Raw genomic sequence first — 17,360 nt, forward strand, 5'->3', positions numbered from 1 at the left:
TTCCCGCTGAGTCCATTGCTTTTGGCAGGAGCGGTCGGGATGACGCTGAGTGTGCGAATCAATCGAATATTGTTGGCCGAGGAGAGTCCGACTTTACGCGCCAGGCTACGGCATACTCTGGCGCAAATGGCGCCTCATGCGGACATACACACCTCCGCATCGGTAGAGCAAACCCGCCGGGAAATACTGGAGTGGCGCCCGGTACTGGCGGTGATCGACTTCGTTCTGGAAGGCGGTAACATCGTCCCTCTGCTTAGCGAAGCGGAACTGATTCCCGCCGCGCCTTTTATCCTTGGCATCGCCCCGGACGCTTCCCGCGCGGACACCGTGCAGGCGATGCGCTGCGGCTTTTCCTACGTCATCGACAAACCCTTTGATCCAGGCACATTCGAACAGGCGGTGCTGCAGACGGTAACCGCGCCGACGTCTTTGGCCTCCAGCATCAATCGCATCGTCAGTCCGCTTCTTTACAGCGACTACAACGAGCTGGATTTGAAGAAACTGACTGCAGAAATTGAAACGCTGATCTTCAGAATGGCGACCGCCGTCACGGGCTCCAAGAAAGGGCTTGGGCGAGTCTTGGGCATCTCCCGCCAGCTGGTGCAATACCATCTTAAAAAGCTTGGATAAATTGCCTTTGCGTCTGTCGGAGAAGGTCAGGGGCGCCAAAATTTTTGCACTTTTCACGATTTATACGAGAGCTATTATCACCTGTGAGGGCCCCATGCCCTCTGCTAGTAACTCCCACCTCATTTCTTAAAAAGGAGATTGGAAATGAAGAAATTACTCCTAAATTCAGGTGCGGGTCTGTTGCTCCTTCCATGGCTGGCGGTGTTGATGTTCGCCGCCGGCGCGCAGGCGACAACGTTAATCTACAAAGACTTTAATTCGTTGGTCGCTGAGGCGCAGGGCGTAGTGGTTGGAACGGTGAAGGAAGTGGTATCGCAACGGGCTGAGGACCGGCAGTTGTACACCTATGTCCGCCTGGCGGACGTTGAGACCCTGGCAGGGGTCTATCACGACAATGAACTTACGCTGATGATGAGCGGCGGTTATGACGGCCGCAACGGTCTGCACGTTGAAGGCAGCCCTGAGTTCAGCGCTGGCGAACGGGTCGTCTTGTTTGTCGAAGGCAACGGTCAGCGCATGGTGCCTCTGGTTGGCTGGGGGCAGGGCGTATTCCGTCTACAGAATGATGATCGCGGCGCCGCCATCGTTACCGATGAGGTTGGCAATGAAGTCTACGGCGTCGGCAAGAAAGGCGAAATTCTGAAGGCGAACCGTCATGCTCAGCGCGCGCAAATCGCCAATTCGGAGCATCTGGCCAACGCCAGCAGCGCACAAGGCAAAGCCAGCGCCGGTCGTTCTGACGGTGGTGCAGCGATGCTGGCGCCGCAGGAAGCTAAAGGCGAGCCGATGAGCGCCGAACGCTTTATTGGCATGGTGCGGAGCCAGGCGCAATCTCGCGCGTTCTCTCAGGAATTGCGTTCCGTGAAAGTGGGGCAGGCGCTTGAACGTCAGGCCCGTGATGCCGGTTCCGCCGCCTCCGCCAACAGCATGAGCGACGAGTCCGCCGCTTCCGCATTGCCCCGCAGAACCCATCAAGGGGCAAGGTCGTCCATGGATCGGGACTGATCATGCGCATTACGCGCAAACCAGTCACGAGCGGCTATTCGAAGACAGGTACGTTTAGAAGGAGGACTTTCTATGTATCGTCAAGCTATTCACAAACTTCTATCGGGGCTGAGCGACGTCCGGCTGGTTTTGCTGGCGACTCTCTGCCTGGCGGCGCCGTTCGCCGGAGCCTATACCTACCGCACTTGCGACGGTAATGCGATCAAGTGGAACGGCAACCAAACCACGATGTATATCAGCACCACTTCATTTCCGGCTGGCAGCACCTGGGATTCGCGGTTGCAGAACGCTATGTGGCATTGGAATAACGTTAAAGGCTCCCGCTTTCTGTACTACGTCAATCGCGACACCGATGGCAGTCATAACGATAATAACGGGCGTAATGAAGTCTATCTGGATAACAGTCTGGGAGGCAGCACCCTGGCGGTGACGCTGACCCGTTACCACTGTTACTGGCTGTTCGGCTATCAGTACGGCATCGATGAGACCGATATCGGTTTCAATAACAATATCGGTTGGAATCTGGGAGACCTGAATTACGCCAATCTGGGATCGCCATACAGCTTCGAGAGTGTCGCTCTGCACGAACTTGGGCATGCTCTAGGGTTACTGCATGAAGACCGCTGGATGGCCACCATGAATTCCTATTACCCGAATAGCGGCCCACTTGGCCACTACAAGGAATGGGACCCCTTGGCGGATGACCGTCTTGGCTCACGGGTGATCTACCCCGATAGCACCACAGAAACCGATATCGCCGGCTCCGTGTTTAAACACACGGGTACAGGCACATCGGGGCTGGTGTCCAGTCCGACATACGCCTATCGCGGCTCGAACGTCACGATCGAGTTCACGTTCAGCAACCAAAGCACGGCGACCAAGACTTTTGATATCAGCTTCTATCTGTCCTCCAATAATTACATCAGCACAGGAGACACCTATCTGGGTTCCAACTATGGCGCCTGGGGTTCTCAAGGCTTTACCGGCACATTCAGCCGCACGTTGTATATCCCCACAACCGTGGCGCCGGGAACCTATTGGCTTGGGTTCATTGTCGACCCCAACAATGCGATATCAGAATCAGTTGAAAGCAATAACTACATGGAAATGCCCAGAAGCATCACGATCTACTAACTATGAAAAATACGTCGTATCCCTGGCTCCTGGGACGGACCCTGCGAGGTCCGTCTCCAGTAACTTTTCTACCTTTCATGATCATGCATGTAAGAATTACAAATCAGTCTTAGGGGGAAACATCAGGACTCGGCGCTATTCGCCGTGGACTTTTTCTTCCTGAACTTCACTTTACCGTCTTCTTCATGCTGAGGCGGGCCGGAGTGATCCACTGGCGTGAAAGAGGGCGGATCACTGGCGGGAAAGGACTGATCCGATGTTTCATCGACGGCGTCGATCTCTTCCTGTTTCTCTTTGTTTGCTGTGGCGTTCGCTTGTTTATCCTTCGATTGCTTGCTCATAGCGTGTCTCCATCTGTCTTAGGTGAGAGCGATGATCACTTAAGGCACTACAAGCTTTATGCCAGCCTGGAAATTCAGGCGAACTGATGTGTTAACGCGTAGCGTTTGCGCATGGCTTGCAGACCCTCAGGCGTGAATCGGATCACTCGCGAATCCAGGTCTTTCCGCGCCCAGCCCCGGTTGAGAATATCCTGTAAAACCCATTGCCCGAGTGAGCCCGCCAAGTGATGTCGGCGTTCGCTCCAGTCCAGACAGTTTTTACATACCGGCCGGCGCAGTTTCTCCAGACTGCCGACATCCGCGCCCAATGAGTTAAACAGTTCACGGCCGCTTGGGGTCAGGAGCAGTTGCTGATCTTGTTCGATCAATACGCCACTGCTTTTGAGGGCGTCCAACAGGCTGACGCCGACCTCTCCCGCCAAGTGGTCGTAACAGACGCGGGCATGCCGCAGCGCTGGATCTTTCGGACCGGTATTCGTGCGGCTGTGCTCCACGGCGGCGGAAACATTCAGCAGCGTTTCCAGGAACTCGGCGATCTCGCGGCTGCGTAATTGAAAGTATTTATGACGCCCTTGTTTTTGCGCGATCACCAGATGGGCGTCCGTCAGCTTTTTCAGGTGACTGCTGGCGGTGGCGGCGGTGATGTCCGCTTCAGCAGCCAGTTCCGTTGCGGTCAGCGCTTTCCCTCCCAGCAAGGCGATAAGCATGTTGGCGCGGGCGGCGTCGCCGATAAGGGCGGCAACTTTTGTTATGTCTGGCGCTTGGTTTATGTCCGGGTCTAGATTGAAGTGCGGTTCATTCGACATGAGAGGTTCACTGACAGTTCGATGGGCGTCGAAGCATGGCTTCCTGGTGCGGTTAGACTGCCGGAAAACCCAAACAGAGACAACGACCATGAATCTGATCTGCTTTATTGAATACAACATCGATCCGTTCCAGCTGGACGCATTCCGAACCTATGCGCAAAACTGGGGGCGCATCATCCCAGAGTGCGGCGGGGAGCTGATCGGCTATTTCCTTCCCCACGAAGGAACCAATTATGTCGCCTACGGACTGATTGGTTTTGAGAGTCTGGCCGCCTATGAAGCCTATCGGAGCCGCCTGAAAAGCGATCCCGCCGGAAGGGAGAACTTTCAGTTCGCCCAGGCGCATAAATTCATTCTGCAGGAACGTCGCACGTTTCTCACAGCCGCGCCGGATACGCTGTTGAAGTTGAGCACACAGGCGCTGGGGAAGGTGAGCTGATGTTCGCCGTTATCTTCGAATTGGAGCCCAAGCCGGATCGAAAAGCCCAGTATTTGCAACTTGCCGCTGACCTTAAACCGCTACTGGAGACCATCGACGGTTTTATATCCATCGAACGTTTTCAAAGCCTGAGTCAGCCGGAAAAACTGTTGTCCCTGTCTTTCTGGCGTGATGAAGAGGCGGTGAAAGTCTGGCGCAATCAGGTGGAGCACCGCATGGCGCAGCAGTGCGGCCGGGCGGATGTATTCTCTGATTATCGGCTGCGGGTGGCTGCGGTGGTCAGAGACTACGGCATGACGGACCGGGCGCAGGCGCCGGAGGACAGCCGTGCTGTCCACCCGGACTGATTGAGGCGGCTTACCGGTGAGACGCCATCAGGCCCACGCCCATCGCCATGAGGGCTCCGCCCAGGGCGCGACCGATATGGCGTCCGCCTGCCCGCAATTTCTCTAACACACGCTGGTGCGTAATACCGATCGCTAACGCTGAGAACCAGAGACCGTGCGCCAGGCTGATGATCAGTCCATAAAGCAATTGCACCGCCAGTGACGTGTCCGGGTTCACTACCTGGGTAAAGATACTCAGGTAGAAAAGGGTGGTTTTGGGGTTAGTGGCGTTGGTGATGAAGCCTTGCCGGAAATACGCCCAATCTGATTTTGCGCTGTCTGGAAGAGCATGCTGCTGAGGTATCTCCAGACGACTTTTCCAGGTCTTCCAGCCGATATAAATCAGATAGAGTCCGCCTGCCCACTTCACCGCCGTAAACACCCAGACTGAACTCGCCATTAGCACCACCAGTCCGGCGAGGGTGTAAGCGGTATGCACCCAGGTGGCGCTGGCGACGCCGAGCGCAGCGAGCAACCCGGCACGACGGGAGTAGAACAGGCTGTTGCGGGTGATCATGGCGAAGTCCGCGCCAGGGCTGATCGCCATAAACACCGCAATCATGCAAACCTGCGCCAGTTCGGCGGAGAGCAGTGCATTCAACATAACTCAGTCCTCCATGATTTTAGCGACGCCGCCGATCCACAGACGGTGCGGCAAGCCGTCAGTGATTTCCAGCTCCGCCTCGATCAGGCTGGGGGAGCGAGGCGTCATCAAGCGGCCCTGTTCAATGAGGTAATGTTCGCTTTTCTGGCCCAGAACTTCATAAAGATAAACTGAGGCGCAGCCGGCGCCCATGCCGGTGGCGGACTCTTCCTCGATACCGAAATAAGGGGCGAACATGCGGGCGCTGATAGTGCGTCCGCTCACTTCCGTCTCCGGGCTGATGACATAGAAACCGATAAGTCCTAGCGCTTCGCTTAAGGCGGAGATGCTCTCCATATTCGGCGTCAGATTACGCAGATCAGACATGGTCGGCAGGGCGATCACCAGAAACGAGACGCCGACATTGACCACATGGGGCGTCGCCAGCGCGTTTAACTGCTCCACCTGCAGTCCCAGGGCGCGGGCGGCGGCTTCCTGTTGTTCCGCTGTAATCGGCGTCACATGGCGACGAATTTGCTCCAGATAGGCTTTGTCGCCTTCCACCCGGATATTGCGCAGGCCATCGACGGTTTCTTTACTGTGTTTGCCCTGAGCGACCTTACCCTGCTGTGCGAGCACGGAAAAGGCGGCGACCGTGGCGTGTCCGCAGTGAGCGATACGCTTGGTGGGGGTGAAGAAATCCAGCTTCACTGTGGCGATTTCCGAGTTCGATAAAAACGCGGTCTCAGGGTAACCGGCGGCGCTGGCGATGCTTTGCATGTCCGCTTCAGACAGCCCGCCTGCTTCAAGCACCACTCCGGCAGGGTTGCCGCCGATGCCGTTATCGACGAAGGAACTTATTAATTTGACTGATTGATTCATAGGTTCGCCTCCGCTATAGACGTTATGATCAATAAAACGTTTGCGCTTTATTGACAGGTTTTGAGAGGATTATGAGACGAACTGTCTGCCGTATCGAACGATATACTTATTAGTGCAACTTATAAATGATGAGTGGCGCTTTGATCGAATCTGAGACTCTTGATGATGGATAAACAACTCCTTGCCGACCTGCTTTACCTGGAGGCGATAGCGGAGCAGCAAAGCTTCACCGCCGCCGCATCCGCCATGGGCGTCAGCCAGAGCGCCATCAGTCAGAGCATCAAGCGTATGGAAGCCCAGCTAGGCTTTCCTCTGTTGGAGAGAACCACGCGACGCATGCGATTTACACCTCAGGGAGAGCGTTTGCTGTTGGGCGTTCGTAAGGCGCTTGGCGAGATCAAAGGCGCCCTGGACCAGATTCATAGCGAACGGGAAGAGGGTGTGCTGCGGGTGGAGACCTTCTCCACCTTTGGGATGTACTGGCTGTTGCCCAGGCTGCCGGAATTTCACAAACTGCATCCCGGCATTCGCGTGTATCTGAATACGGAAGAGAGTATTCGTCCCGCCGGATCAAGCGACGCGGACGTCATGCTGCGATTTTCCTCCGCGCCGCCAAGTGGTTTTTTCAGTCAGGCGCTGGGAACAGAACAAATTTTTCCGGTTTGCAGCCCTCTGCTGCTTCAGCAGTATCCTGATATCAGCGCTGCTGAGATGTTGCGTCAGGCCACCTTATTAGCCACGGCCAATGACGGCTCGGATAACTGTATGAAAAGTTGGGCGCAATGGTCGCGACGCACAGGCATCGACGTCGGCGAAGATATAATCTATTTCAGTCGCACGGAACTGGTGCTGCAAGCCGCCCAGGCAGGCCAGGGCGTAGCGCTCGGCCGCACCTACATCGTCGCAGACGCCATCGCCAACGGCAGCCTGATCGCCCTGGACGCAGACCCGATCCCGGCCCCCTTCACCTACTACTTCGCCACCCCCTATGAACGGGCGGACTGGCCGAAGGTGAAGAAGTTTCGGGAGTGGTTGATGGGGTTGTTGGTGAATTCATCGGATTAAAGTAACGGCGCTAAGAGAGAAGTATGCACTTAAACAAACGTAAGCGACTGGATCAGCAAGGTATTGATCTGGACTATCTGCAAAAGCTGATGCGCTCGTTATTCCCTAAAAACAATGACTGCGCGTCACAGGCGGATCTGAGCGAGGTCTTGGACGAACTGCTGCAGTTTGGAGTTCGAAGCCAAAAAGAGCTTCGACTGTTGATGAAGAAATATAGACACTGCTTATTAGCCATAGATAAAGAGCCGCTCGATCGAATTCATCAACGGATTTACCGAGAAGATATGGGCGATGCGGCTTATTTGGACGCAATAAGGCGGCAATACTGGTTTGGCTATCCTGCACTGGTTCGCATCGCCATGGAAAAGGAGTTTGGCGAGGCGTATGAACGCTATAGCGAAACAAGAGACCTTACCGCCTGAACTTGTCTGACGCTGTAGAGGCGCATGCATGATAAAACGCTCTGTGAAGTGATAAGAATGCTCAAAAAACTATTCGAATCAGATGTTCCCCTGTTCATGATCATCACATTGTTTGCAGTACATACTCTCCCCTTGGCATGGGCGTGCAGGGTCGCCTGGGGAGCTGAAGAAGCAGTATATATACTCACCGTCGCCGTTTCTAAACTCCTGATCGGGGTCGTTCTTCTTCCCGCTTGCCTTGTGCTGGTTGGGCTGTTTCTCAAGTGGCTCGACCGGGAGTTTAAACTCGGCAACATGTATTTTCTGGGGGTGTTTATGACAGCGGCGGCTAAATTGAATGGGACCTTGTAATAGAGATAGAAGGGACGGCGAATGAAGGTGCTACCGTGTCCGCAATGTGGCGCGAACATCGAAACAAAGTGGTGGAGAGTCATGTCATTCCACTGTCCGGCTTGTCGTGCGCACCTTCGAATAGAAGACAAGGTGGTTGATCCTCATCAGTACAATAAACGCAAGATGCTGTGGCTGATATATTTCGTGACCATTCCCTGGATCAATCTGGCTGCTGAGAAGTTTATAAGTAAGGCCTACTTACTCATCATCTCTTTTGGAATTATTTTGTTTGTATTTTGGCGGATGGGACCGGATAAAAGCGTCTCCGGGAAGGAGATAAAGTATGTCAAAAACGCTGAGACGTCTGTAAAGCCTTGGGTTTTTGCCGTAGCTGTAATAGGTTTTATCGTCTTTATATTTTCCATGCTGTTATTGCCCTGGCTTAAATAACCTTGGTTATAGGTAGCCAAGCATTTATTTTGCTCCCTTTGTGTTGAGGAGAGCGATTGTCGGATAGTCCCAACAAGGAGTTCTTACTCAATGTGCGGCAGATTCAACGCCACCGCCTCCGCTGAAATCGTTGCGGCGATGGAAAGTTTTGGTTTTGACGCCACCGGCCTGCGCAAACGCTGGTTTGGCGATATGTTTAATATTGCGCCGACGGAAGCGGTGATGGTGGCGATTCAGGAAGGCGGCAAGCGCTATTTGCGGGAGATGCGCTGGTGGCTGACGCCCCATTGGGCGTCGGAAATTTCCAATAAGTTCAGCATGTTCAACGCCAGGGCAGAAACGCTGGAGAAACGTCGCGCGTTCAGCGGGCCGTTTAAATACCGACGCAGCGTGATACCTGCGTCGGGGTTTATCGAGTGGCGCACCGAGAAGGGCGTTAAGCAGCCCTACTATCTAAAGCCCCCCTCTGGGAACTGTTATTTCGCCGCACTTTGGGATGTCTGGCTGAAGGAAGAGCACTACCTGGAGACCTGCGCCATTATCACTACCGAAGCCAGCGACTCCATTCGCTGGCTTCATGACAGAATGCCGGCGCTGTTATCGCCGGATCAGTTCGACGCCTGGGTTGATCCTGCGACGCCGTTGAGTGAAGTTCGCGCCATGCTGGTTCCGCGCGATTTGAGCGATTGGGAAATCATCCCCGTTAACCCGTCCATCGGCGCCGCAACCAACAAAAGCAGTGATGCTATTCAGCCGGTCAAAACAACGGCAAGCGACGAAAAGCTAACCCAGTTCGAACAGGCGGAGCTGTTCTGATCGGACCTGTTCTGATGTAAATGACAGCAGGCGACTCAACAAATTTCCATCATATCCGCCGGCTCCCTCACATTGGCGATCACCTGCTTGCCGCCGTCCCATGAAAACAGATATTTGGTGTTATCGCCTTGATGCTGGTAACGCTCTCCAAATCCGCCGTAGTTAAAGCGGGTTTCCTTCTGACCCTGCGCGTTGACGATCATGGTCGCCGGACGGGCGGTGACATTTGCTATGACCCCGTGTTCCTGTTTCAGGTAGTTATGAAATGACGCCGCGAAGCTGTTGGCGGGATCGAAATTGGGCTGGGTGGCGTTGCCGGCGGCGTAACAGACGGTCAGACTGATTTTCTTGATTTGCTTCAGTCCCGGCGCGGCTTTATTGGCGATGAAGCCAGCCACCGCCTTGCCGTATTTTCCCGCACAGGACACACCGTTCAAGTCGCCGTGTCCGACGATCTGGATACGTGAATTCTCCGTTAGTGCGCCCAGGTTTGCGCTGTTGATGACGACATGGGTTTTGGTCGCCACGTCATACTCCACCAGTTCCGATTTGTCAGGGTGTTTTCGATAGAGATTGTTCCCGAAAGATCGCAGGTTATCCTTGGGCTCAGTTAACAACACAATAATCAGCTGCTTATCGTAGTTCATCCTTTTTATCTCCCTTGTTTGACGCCCGTTTTTTGCGCAATTAGCGCGCACTTCAGGCTAATTCTCCACGCGGAAATTAGATAGTTAAGGTTATTCAATGATCACGGTTGTTTGGATCAGGGAGTCGTTTGGAAGTTCAACTCTTTTATTGCGGAGGGGCTGGGCGACTGACCATGCAGCAGCGCCCACAAGGGCCGCGCCGCCACATCAGTGTGGGAAAAGAGATAGCGCTCGCCATAGGTCTGTTGCGCGAGTTGCTGTTGCTCCAGTATTTGTTTGTCCTGGACATAAAGCGTGTGAACGAAGGGCTTGAACAGCGCAAAACGCAGGGCGGCGGGCATCCATGAGCGGGGGGCGTATAGCCTGACGAAAATACCGGTGACTTCAGCGCTGTGGGGGATAAAGTAGAGGGCGGAGCGAAAAAGTAGGCGCCCGTTCTTGAGATAGTCCAGTTCCACCAGCCCGGGAAGTTTGAAGCGTGCGATGTTCTGATCCACACCCGGATCGAACAGCCGGTTGATCCAGCCATTCTGCTTTTGTGTCAGCGCATAATGGGTTGCAAAACCATCGGCGCTGACGGTCTGCTCAATCTGCATTTGCTGGGGCCCCTGACTGCGCAATAGGCCTTGATGGATATAGGGCGTATGACAGGGGTCGAGAAAATTCTCAATGGTATGAAACAGGCTGCAGCGGATGCGGCGATACGCCTGAGTCCAGACATAGCCGGGCAGTTCGGAAAAGCCTGTCAGCGACTCGGTTGGCGTAGATTTCAGGCAGCCCCATATCAGTCCATCCCGTTCCTGCAGGACATAGCTTTGCAGTGTCGCGCGTGCGCCGCATTCCGATGATCCGGGGGTGTGGCGCAAGCGTCCCGCTGCATCGAATTGCCAGCCGTGATAGCGGCAGGCCAGGCGATTGTTGCAGATATTTCCTTGCGACAACGGGATCAAACGATGGGGGCAACGGTCCTGAAATGCGCAGGCTTTGCCTTCCAGTCGCGCCAGGACCAATGGCTCTCCCAGCAAATTCACCGCGATGGGCTTATCGCGCAACTTCGCCGCAGGCAGCAAAGGGAACCAGCCGTCAGTGACGCCGGAATAAGGAAAACCCTCAGGCGCGCTCATAACTCGAACTTCTCCAGAATGGGGCGATAGAGTTTCTCCGTCAGCAGAGACAAGCCGCGCCAAACTGCGCGCTGATAAAGCCCAAGATGAGCGATGTAAACATAACTGTATTCGATCGCCGCTTCAGCCCCTCGCAGCTTTTTGAAGTCCGGCGCGCCGGAGCTGAGATTGAGTTCCAGATTGTTGTCCATGGCGTAGCGGATCACGAACGCCATGATGCGCCGGTATAGCGCCATTTTTGCGGGCAAGCGGGTGTCATAACCGACTACGGGCGCAGTCAGGGTTTGGTCGACGCCGAACAGGCCCGCCACGCCCAACAGCTCATCCTGATGAAACAGGCCGAACAGTTTCAGCAAACCACTGCGACTGAAGGCGCTGAGATAGTCGGCGCTAAAACGCACATTATGGAGACTGTACTTCTCCAGATAGAGCTGATTGTAAAGCTGCTCCGCCCGCGCCATCTGCGTTTCGTCATCCGGGTCCAACTCTTTGAATGACCAGTTCGGTTGACGCAGGAGACGATCATCCGCGCGGGTGTTGTTGCGGTTCCACCACTGCTCGCGATCAAGAAACAAATACACCTGACGACTAATGATCGGTAGCCAGCCGTCCTCGCGCGCCTGTACGATGATGTCAGGGTGCTGTCGCGCATTCAGCGAGCGCAACATCAGCGCATGTTTGGGAAAGCGACGCAGGGCTTGCTCGCGCAGTGCGCGTAGGTTCAGCTCGCGCCAGTTGGCGCTGTAAAAATTGGTGGAGAGACATTGATTGTTGAGCACCTGCAATCGATCCACACGCGCCAGCCTGAACGGCCACTCCAGCAAATGCGTGAGGCCGAAGCAGAAATAACGTAACAGCGCCGACTCCACTTTCGGCAACTCATCGCGGGCGTAATAGATAATCTGCGTCAGCGGCGAAACCACGTAACAGTTTTGCGGGTGGTAGTCATTGATGCTGGCGGGCGCCACCACACCGTTTTGCTCGTAGGCGACAATATCCGTAGTGAGATTGCGGATCAGTCCGGGTTGCTGCATCAACTCGACAAAGCGGCGATGCAGCTCATTGGCCTCTAGCATGAGGCGTCCTGCGCGGGATCTGCGTCGACTTTGGCGTCAGGGCCGTCCCATTCAATGTCGAAGGTGCTGGCGTCGGTTAATGGACGCCTAAAGCGGGCGGAGCGATAAAACATCTCCGTCAACGCCAGCCATTGCGCTCGTTGCAATAAGGGCGTTTGCTCATCGGAAAGTGCGTCCTGGGCGCGGCGGTAGTCATGCAGCAAACGGCCGAACTTGCCTTGCAGCAGGGACGGCGCGCCAAAAAACAGAGGCAGCGTGGCGCCGATTCGAAATGGTTGAGCCGGACCCGGGGTGTATGCAAATCGGCCCTGTTCATCAATGTGCAGGGTCTGCCGCAATAAATGCAGTCCACTGGTGGCGCGCGGGTTGCACTCCAGTACGAACAACTGGCCAGCCTCCTCAATGAAGTCAAACGCGGCCTGTCCGTGATACCCCGTGCTTTGCCCAAACTGGCGGACGAATTCTTCCAGACGCGGGTCCGTATAGGGCTCAAAGTAACTGGCGGCGGCCTGATTAAAGCAGTATTCCGGTAGGTAGGCCTGATGCGCGACCAGCTTGCCCTGATCGAAAAGCGCGTAGTTGCAGATCGCCTGACCGACGATTTTACGCTGCTGCACCCAGGGGCGGGCGGCGCTGATCTGCGAGGGCGTAAGCGCCGCCTGATGCGGATTGCGAATCACCTGGCGGCCGAAACGGGAGTACACGGGTTTCAGGATCGTGTCGGGATTGTTCTCTACCTCATCGGGGCTGCGACGCAGATGGGTTTCCGGCGCCTGCACATCCCCAAGTCCGTGCATGATCGACAGGCTGTCCAGTTTACTGTGCAGGCGAAAAAGCAGTTCTGTTTCGGGCATGAACCAGTGGGCGTCAGCCTGCACAAGGGGGCGCGCCTGGGCCAGATAAAAAATTTCTTCGCAGGTAGGGATCAGCAGGTCGACTTTATGCTCCCGCAGCAGACGCTCCAGCTCGCGTGCGTAAGCGTTCAGGTCGCCTTTGGGCGGCGGCAGACGCAGGTAGCCCTGCACCCCTTGCAAATAACGCCCCAATGGCCAACGCAGATTATCCGCGAGCCAGACCTGATGACCGGATTTAATCGCGATGCGGGCCCAATCCAGCGCGACAGGCGCACGGGCGCCAGTGATCAGGACGACCATAAATTGATTACTCTGCGTTGTTTCTGTGAGGGCGTCCATTGTGGACGCGGACTGTGTTCAAAACTGAGGGCTTCGATTACGCCCAACTTTGTCAGCGCGGCGCGTATTGCCTGCTCTATATCAACGTGGCGGCGGTCGCTTTCAATGCGTAACCGCGTGGCCTCAATCTGGCTGATGCGGTAGTCCAAAGGCTCCGGGCTGGCCAGGGCGGCGGCGCGATATAATAAGTCAGGCAAAACAGTCACCGTGGAAGTCTCCCCCGGCAGTTGCAGTACATCGCCGGTACGGCCGCCGATGCTGCGGAGGGCGCGAAACACGCCGGGCTCATCGCCGGCCTCGATCACGTCGTCCAACAGGTAACGAATAATCGGTTGGGTGCGGCGACGGAAGTCGGTGACGATGGGTGAAAAGTGCGTCTTCTCCGGATTCAACCAATGCGGCTCGATATGCACAAAATCTTCGTTCCAGCGCAAGACGCCATCCTGTTGCGTGCAAGCGAGAAAGCCTTCCGTACATTGGTAAATCTCTTTGATTGGACAGGCGAAGCGCTGCTGCAACAGCGCTCTATCGGAAGGCGTGAGCACCTCTGCGCCGGAGATAATCAATTCCGGCTGCAACCTGTCGCCATGCTGCGCACATAGCTGCAACGCCTGGGCGCTGCCCACCAGCAGGGTAGGTTGAAAGGCTTCCAGCGCCGCCAGCCATTGTTCCTGCGGCTGCGTCAGGTCGGCATAGTGAAACTGAATGCGGCCTCGATTGACGGTCTGATACAGAGGACTGTCCGCCCGTAACAACAGTGCGATGCGATGACGTCCCAACAGGCTCGGCAAGAGTTTGGCGAAGATAACGCCGGCCCATTCCAGACGTTCCGCGCGGGAGGCCAGAAACAGTCCGCGTCGGCCGGACGTGCCGGAGGACAGTCCTACGGTGACGTCGCCCAGTTGCGACCGGCTGAAGTCCCGACTTTGCTCCGCTTCAAGGGCGATGTCGAACAGATTGTCCCGCTGCAGGCCGCGCGTATTCAGCTTATCGAAGTTGTCCATCATCAGCGCTTTGGACATGACTGGAAAATCCTGCAGCGGCTTGCCCAAATACCCCTGGTAGAATGGCGCATGGCGACATACCCAGTTCAGATGGCGACGCAGTCGCCGCGTTTGCCAGGACTCCAGCTGCTCTCGAGACTGAAAGCGTCGATAGCGACTGGCGATAAAGTGGCGGAGTATGATGAGCTTTTCCATCAATGGGCCTTAACTGATCCAGCCTTGTTGTATCAGCGGGCCAAGCGTGTCCTGGCAATGGGACGGCGCGAATATGACTTTGTCCGCCGTCGCCTGATAGCAGCGCCGCAGCTTTTCCAGAGTGTCGCGATAAGCCTTGCGGTCGTCGCAGATGATGTTCGCCAGCCAATGTTGATCTACGCCGTCGCGCAGGTTGTCCACCAGCCAGCAGGCGTCCGCGAGTAGAAACAGGAACTTGTCCTGCAAACGAACGAGTAATCCCATCTGGCCGGCGGCGTGGCCGGGCAGGGCGACCAGATACAGCGTTTGATCGCCGAACAGATCGCGGGCGCCCAACCCGAGAGGTCGCGTCGGCATATCCAAGATATCGCCCAGATCCAACGGAAAGCTGTCCGTGAATGACAGGCGTGACTCCGCTTGGGCGGGCAGCAAGTCTTTCAAATAGCCTTTGCGCAATCGACGCAGTCGTCCGGTTTGCGTCAAAAAGCGATGGCCGGCGGGATGGCAGTGCAGGGTCGCCTGTGCAAAGTCGCAGACGCCGGCAATGTGGTCGGCGTGAAAGTGGGACAACACCACATGCCTGACCTGATCAGCGGCGATATTCTGCGCCGCTAGCTGCTCTTTCAGGCTCTCGCCCTGTTGCAGGGAGCAGGGCGTCGCCAGCGCATAAAAGCGCTCTGGGTAATGCTGCGTGCATTGAGAAAAACGTTGATGGTAGCCCGTGTCGAACAGCAGTACGCCTTCCTGGGGGTGCTTGATCAGGGCGACGCCGGCGGGGAATTTGCGCGGCGCCAAACCCAGGCCTGGTTTCACCATGAAGCCGGGGTGGACGCAATGGCCGGCTTCAAACAGCCTGACTCTGACGCCAGTGGACATAGCGCTCGATTCCTTCAGCGATGGATATGGCGGGCGCGTAGCGGAGCTGGGCGCGCGCTTTGGAAATATCCAGGGTTTGATGATAGTGAAACAGGCCCGCGCTGTAGCGGGTCAGCTTGGGTTCAGGCCGCCCGGGCAGACGCGCCCGCAGCCACTCGGCGCCGGCAATTACTGGCGCCAGCGCGCCATAGGGGAGCGTTTTGATCGGCGTAGGCTGCCCCATCGCGTTAAAGAGCTGGGTGAGCACATCCAGCAACTGCACGGGCTCGCCATTGCTGATATTAAAGACGGAGCCCCGCTCAACAGGCTGTTGCAACGCCAAGATCGCCGCATCGGCGACATTATCGACGTAAGTGAGGTCAATTTCGGGATTGCGGGCGGAAGGCAGCCAGAGTGCGCCATTGCGTATTGCGCCGATGATGCGGGGCAGAATGGCGTTGTCGTGAGGGCCGAATATACCTCTTGGACGCAGGATGACCGTATGCATCGGACTGGCGGTGACGAGGTGTTCCGCACGGGCTTTGGTGGCGGCGTAGTCATTACAGAAACGAGGGCCAAGGGGCTGGGTTTCTGGAATATTCAACGCATCGCGGAACTGAAAATACAGGCTGGGGGTGGAGATGTGCACGAACTTCCGCACGCCGTTGGCCTCCGCCGCCGCCAGGATATTAATGGTTCCGTCGACATTCGCAGCTTCGAACTCCTCGCGTGTTCCCCAGGGACTCGATAGCGCCGCACAATGGATGACGGCGTCCACGCCTCGGCAGGCTTGGTGCAGAAGCGCTTGTTGTTGCAGGGCCGCTGGAGAAAACTCAGCGCCGGTTTCCGAGGAGATGCGCGCTCCCAGAGATTGATTCCGACCCATAAAACGGATGTCGAAGCGGTTCTTATACTTGCGCACGATAGACTGGCCTAACATACCGGTTCCGCCGGTCACCAGGATCTTCACAGACTCAGCACTCCCAACCCCAGCGACAGGCCCGCCGCCGAGCCAAATAACATCACTAACTCACCGCGGGCCACATGCTTGTTACGCAGCAGGTGGTCCAATGCAATGGGCAGTGACGCGGCGACCTGGTTACCCATGGTCGCAAATAAGTTGACCACTTTGTCCTCATCCAGACCAAGACGATGAACCAGGTGCGCGAGACCTGCGTGACTGGCTTGATGAGGCACGATATGGGCGATATCGGATAGCGTGAGTTGTGCTTTTCCCAGGCCTTGGCGGATGAAGTCTGGCGCGAGTTTGGACACCATTTTGTAGAGCGCTTTGCCCTGCATCTCAAAGTAGCTGCCTTCCGCAACGGCGTCCATCGGGTTACGAGTGGGATGCAAGCCGCTGCCACCCGCGCGAATCTGGCACAGAGAATATCCCTCCGGGTAAGTCTGAAACAGACTGGTCAGCAACCCTGCGCTGTTCTTGGAGGCTTCCAGCACAAAAGCGGCGGCGCCGTCTGCGAATAGGGTGGCTGTCTCGGGTTTGATGTCCTGGACGCCAATCTTGGCCACTTCGCTGGAGACGATCATCACCCGTCGATAGCGGCCGCTGGCGATGGCGCAATGACTGAACTCCAGCGCCGCCAGGAACGACAGGCAGCTGGCGTTGACGTCCATTGTGGCCAGCGGCTCTGCAATCTGCAGTTCCGCTAAGACGCCAGCTGCGTTGTAAGGAAGGGCCTGATGGGAAGTGCCGCTGGCGCAAACCAGCAAGTCGATATCCGCCCACTGTAATTCTGCTCTGTCCAGGGCGGCCCTTGCGGCTTCCGCTCCCATAAACAGTGCGGTTTCGCTCGGGGAGGCGTAGTGGCGGTAATCCACACCGTAACGTCTACGGCAGGTTCCAGGCTCCAGACTTAATCGTTGATCCAGTTCTTCCGCTGAAATTCTGCCCTGAGGGAGATAACAGGCGCTGGACCGTATAACAAATGACATCTTAAATCTCGTGCAAAGTGT

At 56.1% G+C, this 17,360-nt stretch carries 22 protein-coding genes; 10 read left to right on the forward strand and 12 right to left on the reverse strand.

Features of this window, described 5'->3' with window-relative positions:
• The first annotated feature begins 39 nt into the window (after positions 1-39).
• From ONV78_RS20400 to ONV78_RS20410, 3 genes are all read left to right on the forward strand, one after another.
• On the forward strand, positions 40-630 hold the full coding sequence (locus ONV78_RS20400; RefSeq protein ID WP_216737017.1) for a hypothetical protein: 591 nt from the start codon (positions 40-42) through the stop codon (positions 628-630).
• A gap of 144 nt (positions 631-774) precedes the next feature.
• Positions 775-1,635 (forward strand): hypothetical protein, encoded by an 861-nt coding sequence (locus ONV78_RS20405; RefSeq protein WP_279505927.1) that lies wholly within the window; start codon positions 775-777, stop codon positions 1,633-1,635.
• Between the two features lie 72 nt (positions 1,636-1,707).
• The gene (locus ONV78_RS20410) at positions 1,708-2,769 is read left to right on the forward strand and encodes a matrixin family metalloprotease (protein WP_279505928.1); all 1,062 of its coding nucleotides are present in this window, start codon (positions 1,708-1,710) and stop codon (positions 2,767-2,769) included.
• 122 nt (positions 2,770-2,891) lie between these two features.
• On the opposite strand, the gene ONV78_RS20415 is transcribed toward ONV78_RS20410, so the two are convergent.
• Positions 2,892-3,110 (reverse strand): hypothetical protein, encoded by a 219-nt coding sequence (locus ONV78_RS20415; protein WP_279505930.1) that lies wholly within the window; start codon positions 3,108-3,110, stop codon positions 2,892-2,894.
• 74 nt (positions 3,111-3,184) lie between these two features.
• Positions 3,185-3,916: a helix-turn-helix transcriptional regulator gene (locus ONV78_RS20420; RefSeq protein ID WP_279505932.1), complete on the reverse strand. Its 732-nt coding sequence runs from the start codon at positions 3,914-3,916 to the stop codon at positions 3,185-3,187.
• Positions 3,917-4,004: 88 nt separating this feature from the next.
• Here ONV78_RS20420 and ONV78_RS20425 point away from each other — a divergent pair, with 88 nt between their 5' ends.
• A complete protein-coding gene (locus tag ONV78_RS20425) occupies positions 4,005-4,355 on the forward strand; it encodes an NIPSNAP family protein (protein ID WP_279505934.1) in 351 nt (116 codons plus the stop codon).
• Positions 4,355-4,702 carry an antibiotic biosynthesis monooxygenase gene (locus ONV78_RS20430; RefSeq protein WP_279505935.1) on the forward strand — a complete coding sequence of 116 codons (348 nt, stop codon included), beginning with the start codon at positions 4,355-4,357 and terminating at the stop codon, positions 4,700-4,702. The genes ONV78_RS20425 and ONV78_RS20430 overlap by 1 nt, the downstream gene beginning before the upstream one ends.
• Before the next feature lie 10 nt (positions 4,703-4,712).
• Here the strand turns inward: ONV78_RS20430 and ONV78_RS20435 are convergent, their stop codons facing one another.
• Complete coding sequence (locus tag ONV78_RS20435) at positions 4,713-5,345, reverse strand: LysE family transporter (RefSeq protein ID WP_279505937.1); 633 nt, start codon at positions 5,343-5,345, stop codon at positions 4,713-4,715.
• Between the two features lie 3 nt (positions 5,346-5,348).
• Entirely contained in the window at positions 5,349-6,206 is an 858-nt protein-coding gene (locus tag ONV78_RS20440; RefSeq protein WP_279505939.1) for a PhzF family phenazine biosynthesis protein, read from the reverse strand.
• Positions 6,207-6,368: 162 nt separating this feature from the next.
• Here ONV78_RS20440 and ONV78_RS20445 point away from each other — a divergent pair, with 162 nt between their 5' ends.
• The 5 genes from ONV78_RS20445 (at position 6,369) to ONV78_RS20465 (ending at position 9,292) form a co-directional block, all read left to right on the forward strand.
• Positions 6,369-7,271: a LysR substrate-binding domain-containing protein gene (locus tag ONV78_RS20445; protein ID WP_279505941.1), complete on the forward strand. Its 903-nt coding sequence runs from the start codon at positions 6,369-6,371 to the stop codon at positions 7,269-7,271.
• 23 nt (positions 7,272-7,294) lie between these two features.
• On the forward strand, positions 7,295-7,693 hold the full coding sequence (locus ONV78_RS20450; protein WP_279505943.1) for a hypothetical protein: 399 nt from the start codon (positions 7,295-7,297) through the stop codon (positions 7,691-7,693).
• Between the two features lie 24 nt (positions 7,694-7,717).
• On the forward strand, positions 7,718-8,044 hold the full coding sequence (locus ONV78_RS20455; protein ID WP_279505944.1) for a hypothetical protein: 327 nt from the start codon (positions 7,718-7,720) through the stop codon (positions 8,042-8,044).
• Between the two features lie 21 nt (positions 8,045-8,065).
• A complete protein-coding gene (locus ONV78_RS20460; RefSeq protein ID WP_279505945.1) occupies positions 8,066-8,476 on the forward strand; it encodes a hypothetical protein in 411 nt (136 codons plus the stop codon).
• Positions 8,477-8,566: 90 nt separating this feature from the next.
• Positions 8,567-9,292: an SOS response-associated peptidase gene (locus ONV78_RS20465; RefSeq protein ID WP_279505947.1), complete on the forward strand. Its 726-nt coding sequence runs from the start codon at positions 8,567-8,569 to the stop codon at positions 9,290-9,292.
• Between the two features lie 35 nt (positions 9,293-9,327).
• Here the strand turns inward: ONV78_RS20465 and ONV78_RS20470 are convergent, their stop codons facing one another.
• From ONV78_RS20470 to ONV78_RS20505, 8 genes are all read right to left on the reverse strand, one after another.
• Positions 9,328-9,939 carry a C80 family cysteine peptidase gene (locus ONV78_RS20470; RefSeq protein ID WP_279505949.1) on the reverse strand — a complete coding sequence of 204 codons (612 nt, stop codon included), beginning with the start codon at positions 9,937-9,939 and terminating at the stop codon, positions 9,328-9,330.
• 116 nt (positions 9,940-10,055) lie between these two features.
• Complete coding sequence (locus ONV78_RS20475; protein WP_279505950.1) at positions 10,056-11,063, reverse strand: Rieske 2Fe-2S domain-containing protein; 1,008 nt, start codon at positions 11,061-11,063, stop codon at positions 10,056-10,058.
• Entirely contained in the window at positions 11,060-12,139 is a 1,080-nt protein-coding gene (locus tag ONV78_RS20480; protein ID WP_279505951.1) for a GNAT family N-acetyltransferase, read from the reverse strand. The genes ONV78_RS20475 and ONV78_RS20480 overlap by 4 nt, the downstream gene beginning before the upstream one ends.
• Complete coding sequence (locus tag ONV78_RS20485) at positions 12,133-13,293, reverse strand: hypothetical protein (RefSeq protein WP_279505952.1); 1,161 nt, start codon at positions 13,291-13,293, stop codon at positions 12,133-12,135. The genes ONV78_RS20480 and ONV78_RS20485 overlap by 7 nt, the downstream gene beginning before the upstream one ends.
• Positions 13,281-14,531: a F390 synthetase-related protein gene (locus ONV78_RS20490; protein ID WP_279505953.1), complete on the reverse strand. Its 1,251-nt coding sequence runs from the start codon at positions 14,529-14,531 to the stop codon at positions 13,281-13,283. The genes ONV78_RS20485 and ONV78_RS20490 overlap by 13 nt, the downstream gene beginning before the upstream one ends.
• Before the next feature lie 9 nt (positions 14,532-14,540).
• A complete protein-coding gene (locus ONV78_RS20495) occupies positions 14,541-15,407 on the reverse strand; it encodes an MBL fold metallo-hydrolase (RefSeq protein WP_279505955.1) in 867 nt (288 codons plus the stop codon).
• Positions 15,376-16,356, reverse strand: coding sequence for an NAD-dependent epimerase/dehydratase family protein (locus ONV78_RS20500; RefSeq protein WP_279505957.1), 981 nt, complete (start codon positions 16,354-16,356; stop codon positions 15,376-15,378). Before ONV78_RS20500 ends, ONV78_RS20495 begins: the two co-directional genes overlap by 32 nt.
• Positions 16,353-17,339, reverse strand: coding sequence for a 3-oxoacyl-[acyl-carrier-protein] synthase III C-terminal domain-containing protein (locus tag ONV78_RS20505; RefSeq protein WP_279505958.1), 987 nt, complete (start codon positions 17,337-17,339; stop codon positions 16,353-16,355). Before ONV78_RS20505 ends, ONV78_RS20500 begins: the two co-directional genes overlap by 4 nt.
• Between the last annotated feature and the right edge of the window lie 21 nt (positions 17,340-17,360).

This window comes from Hahella sp. CR1 (assembly GCF_029813005.1).
Lineage (GTDB): Bacteria > Pseudomonadota > Gammaproteobacteria > Pseudomonadales > Oleiphilaceae > Hahella.

What these genes read in the sequence shown, in the direction of transcription:
- ONV78_RS20450 (WP_279505943.1), top strand. Translation starts at nt 7,295, where the DNA reads ATGCACTTAAACAAACGTAAGCGACTGGATCAGCAAGGTATTGATCTG.
- ONV78_RS20400 (WP_216737017.1), top strand. Translation starts at nt 40, where the DNA reads ATGACGCTGAGTGTGCGAATCAATCGAATATTGTTGGCCGAGGAGAGT.
- ONV78_RS20495 (WP_279505955.1), bottom strand. Translation starts at nt 15,407, where the DNA reads ATGTCCACTGGCGTCAGAGTCAGGCTGTTTGAAGCCGGCCATTGCGTC.
- ONV78_RS20485 (WP_279505952.1), bottom strand. Translation starts at nt 13,293, where the DNA reads ATGGTCGTCCTGATCACTGGCGCCCGTGCGCCTGTCGCGCTGGATTGG.
- ONV78_RS20460 (WP_279505945.1), top strand. Translation starts at nt 8,066, where the DNA reads ATGAAGGTGCTACCGTGTCCGCAATGTGGCGCGAACATCGAAACAAAG.
- ONV78_RS20410 (WP_279505928.1), top strand. Translation starts at nt 1,708, where the DNA reads ATGTATCGTCAAGCTATTCACAAACTTCTATCGGGGCTGAGCGACGTC.
- ONV78_RS20420 (WP_279505932.1), bottom strand. Translation starts at nt 3,916, where the DNA reads ATGTCGAATGAACCGCACTTCAATCTAGACCCGGACATAAACCAAGCG.
- ONV78_RS20405 (WP_279505927.1), top strand. Translation starts at nt 775, where the DNA reads ATGAAGAAATTACTCCTAAATTCAGGTGCGGGTCTGTTGCTCCTTCCA.
- ONV78_RS20490 (WP_279505953.1), bottom strand. Translation starts at nt 14,531, where the DNA reads ATGGAAAAGCTCATCATACTCCGCCACTTTATCGCCAGTCGCTATCGA.
- ONV78_RS20465 (WP_279505947.1), top strand. Translation starts at nt 8,567, where the DNA reads ATGTGCGGCAGATTCAACGCCACCGCCTCCGCTGAAATCGTTGCGGCG.
- ONV78_RS20480 (WP_279505951.1), bottom strand. Translation starts at nt 12,139, where the DNA reads ATGCTAGAGGCCAATGAGCTGCATCGCCGCTTTGTCGAGTTGATGCAG.
- ONV78_RS20455 (WP_279505944.1), top strand. Translation starts at nt 7,718, where the DNA reads ATGCATGATAAAACGCTCTGTGAAGTGATAAGAATGCTCAAAAAACTA.
- ONV78_RS20430 (WP_279505935.1), top strand. Translation starts at nt 4,355, where the DNA reads ATGTTCGCCGTTATCTTCGAATTGGAGCCCAAGCCGGATCGAAAAGCC.
- ONV78_RS20445 (WP_279505941.1), top strand. Translation starts at nt 6,369, where the DNA reads ATGATGGATAAACAACTCCTTGCCGACCTGCTTTACCTGGAGGCGATA.
- ONV78_RS20440 (WP_279505939.1), bottom strand. Translation starts at nt 6,206, where the DNA reads ATGAATCAATCAGTCAAATTAATAAGTTCCTTCGTCGATAACGGCATC.
- ONV78_RS20475 (WP_279505950.1), bottom strand. Translation starts at nt 11,063, where the DNA reads ATGAGCGCGCCTGAGGGTTTTCCTTATTCCGGCGTCACTGACGGCTGG.
- ONV78_RS20505 (WP_279505958.1), bottom strand. Translation starts at nt 17,339, where the DNA reads ATGTCATTTGTTATACGGTCCAGCGCCTGTTATCTCCCTCAGGGCAGA.
- ONV78_RS20470 (WP_279505949.1), bottom strand. Translation starts at nt 9,939, where the DNA reads ATGAACTACGATAAGCAGCTGATTATTGTGTTGTTAACTGAGCCCAAG.
- ONV78_RS20425 (WP_279505934.1), top strand. Translation starts at nt 4,005, where the DNA reads ATGAATCTGATCTGCTTTATTGAATACAACATCGATCCGTTCCAGCTG.
- ONV78_RS20415 (WP_279505930.1), bottom strand. Translation starts at nt 3,110, where the DNA reads ATGAGCAAGCAATCGAAGGATAAACAAGCGAACGCCACAGCAAACAAA.
- ONV78_RS20435 (WP_279505937.1), bottom strand. Translation starts at nt 5,345, where the DNA reads ATGTTGAATGCACTGCTCTCCGCCGAACTGGCGCAGGTTTGCATGATT.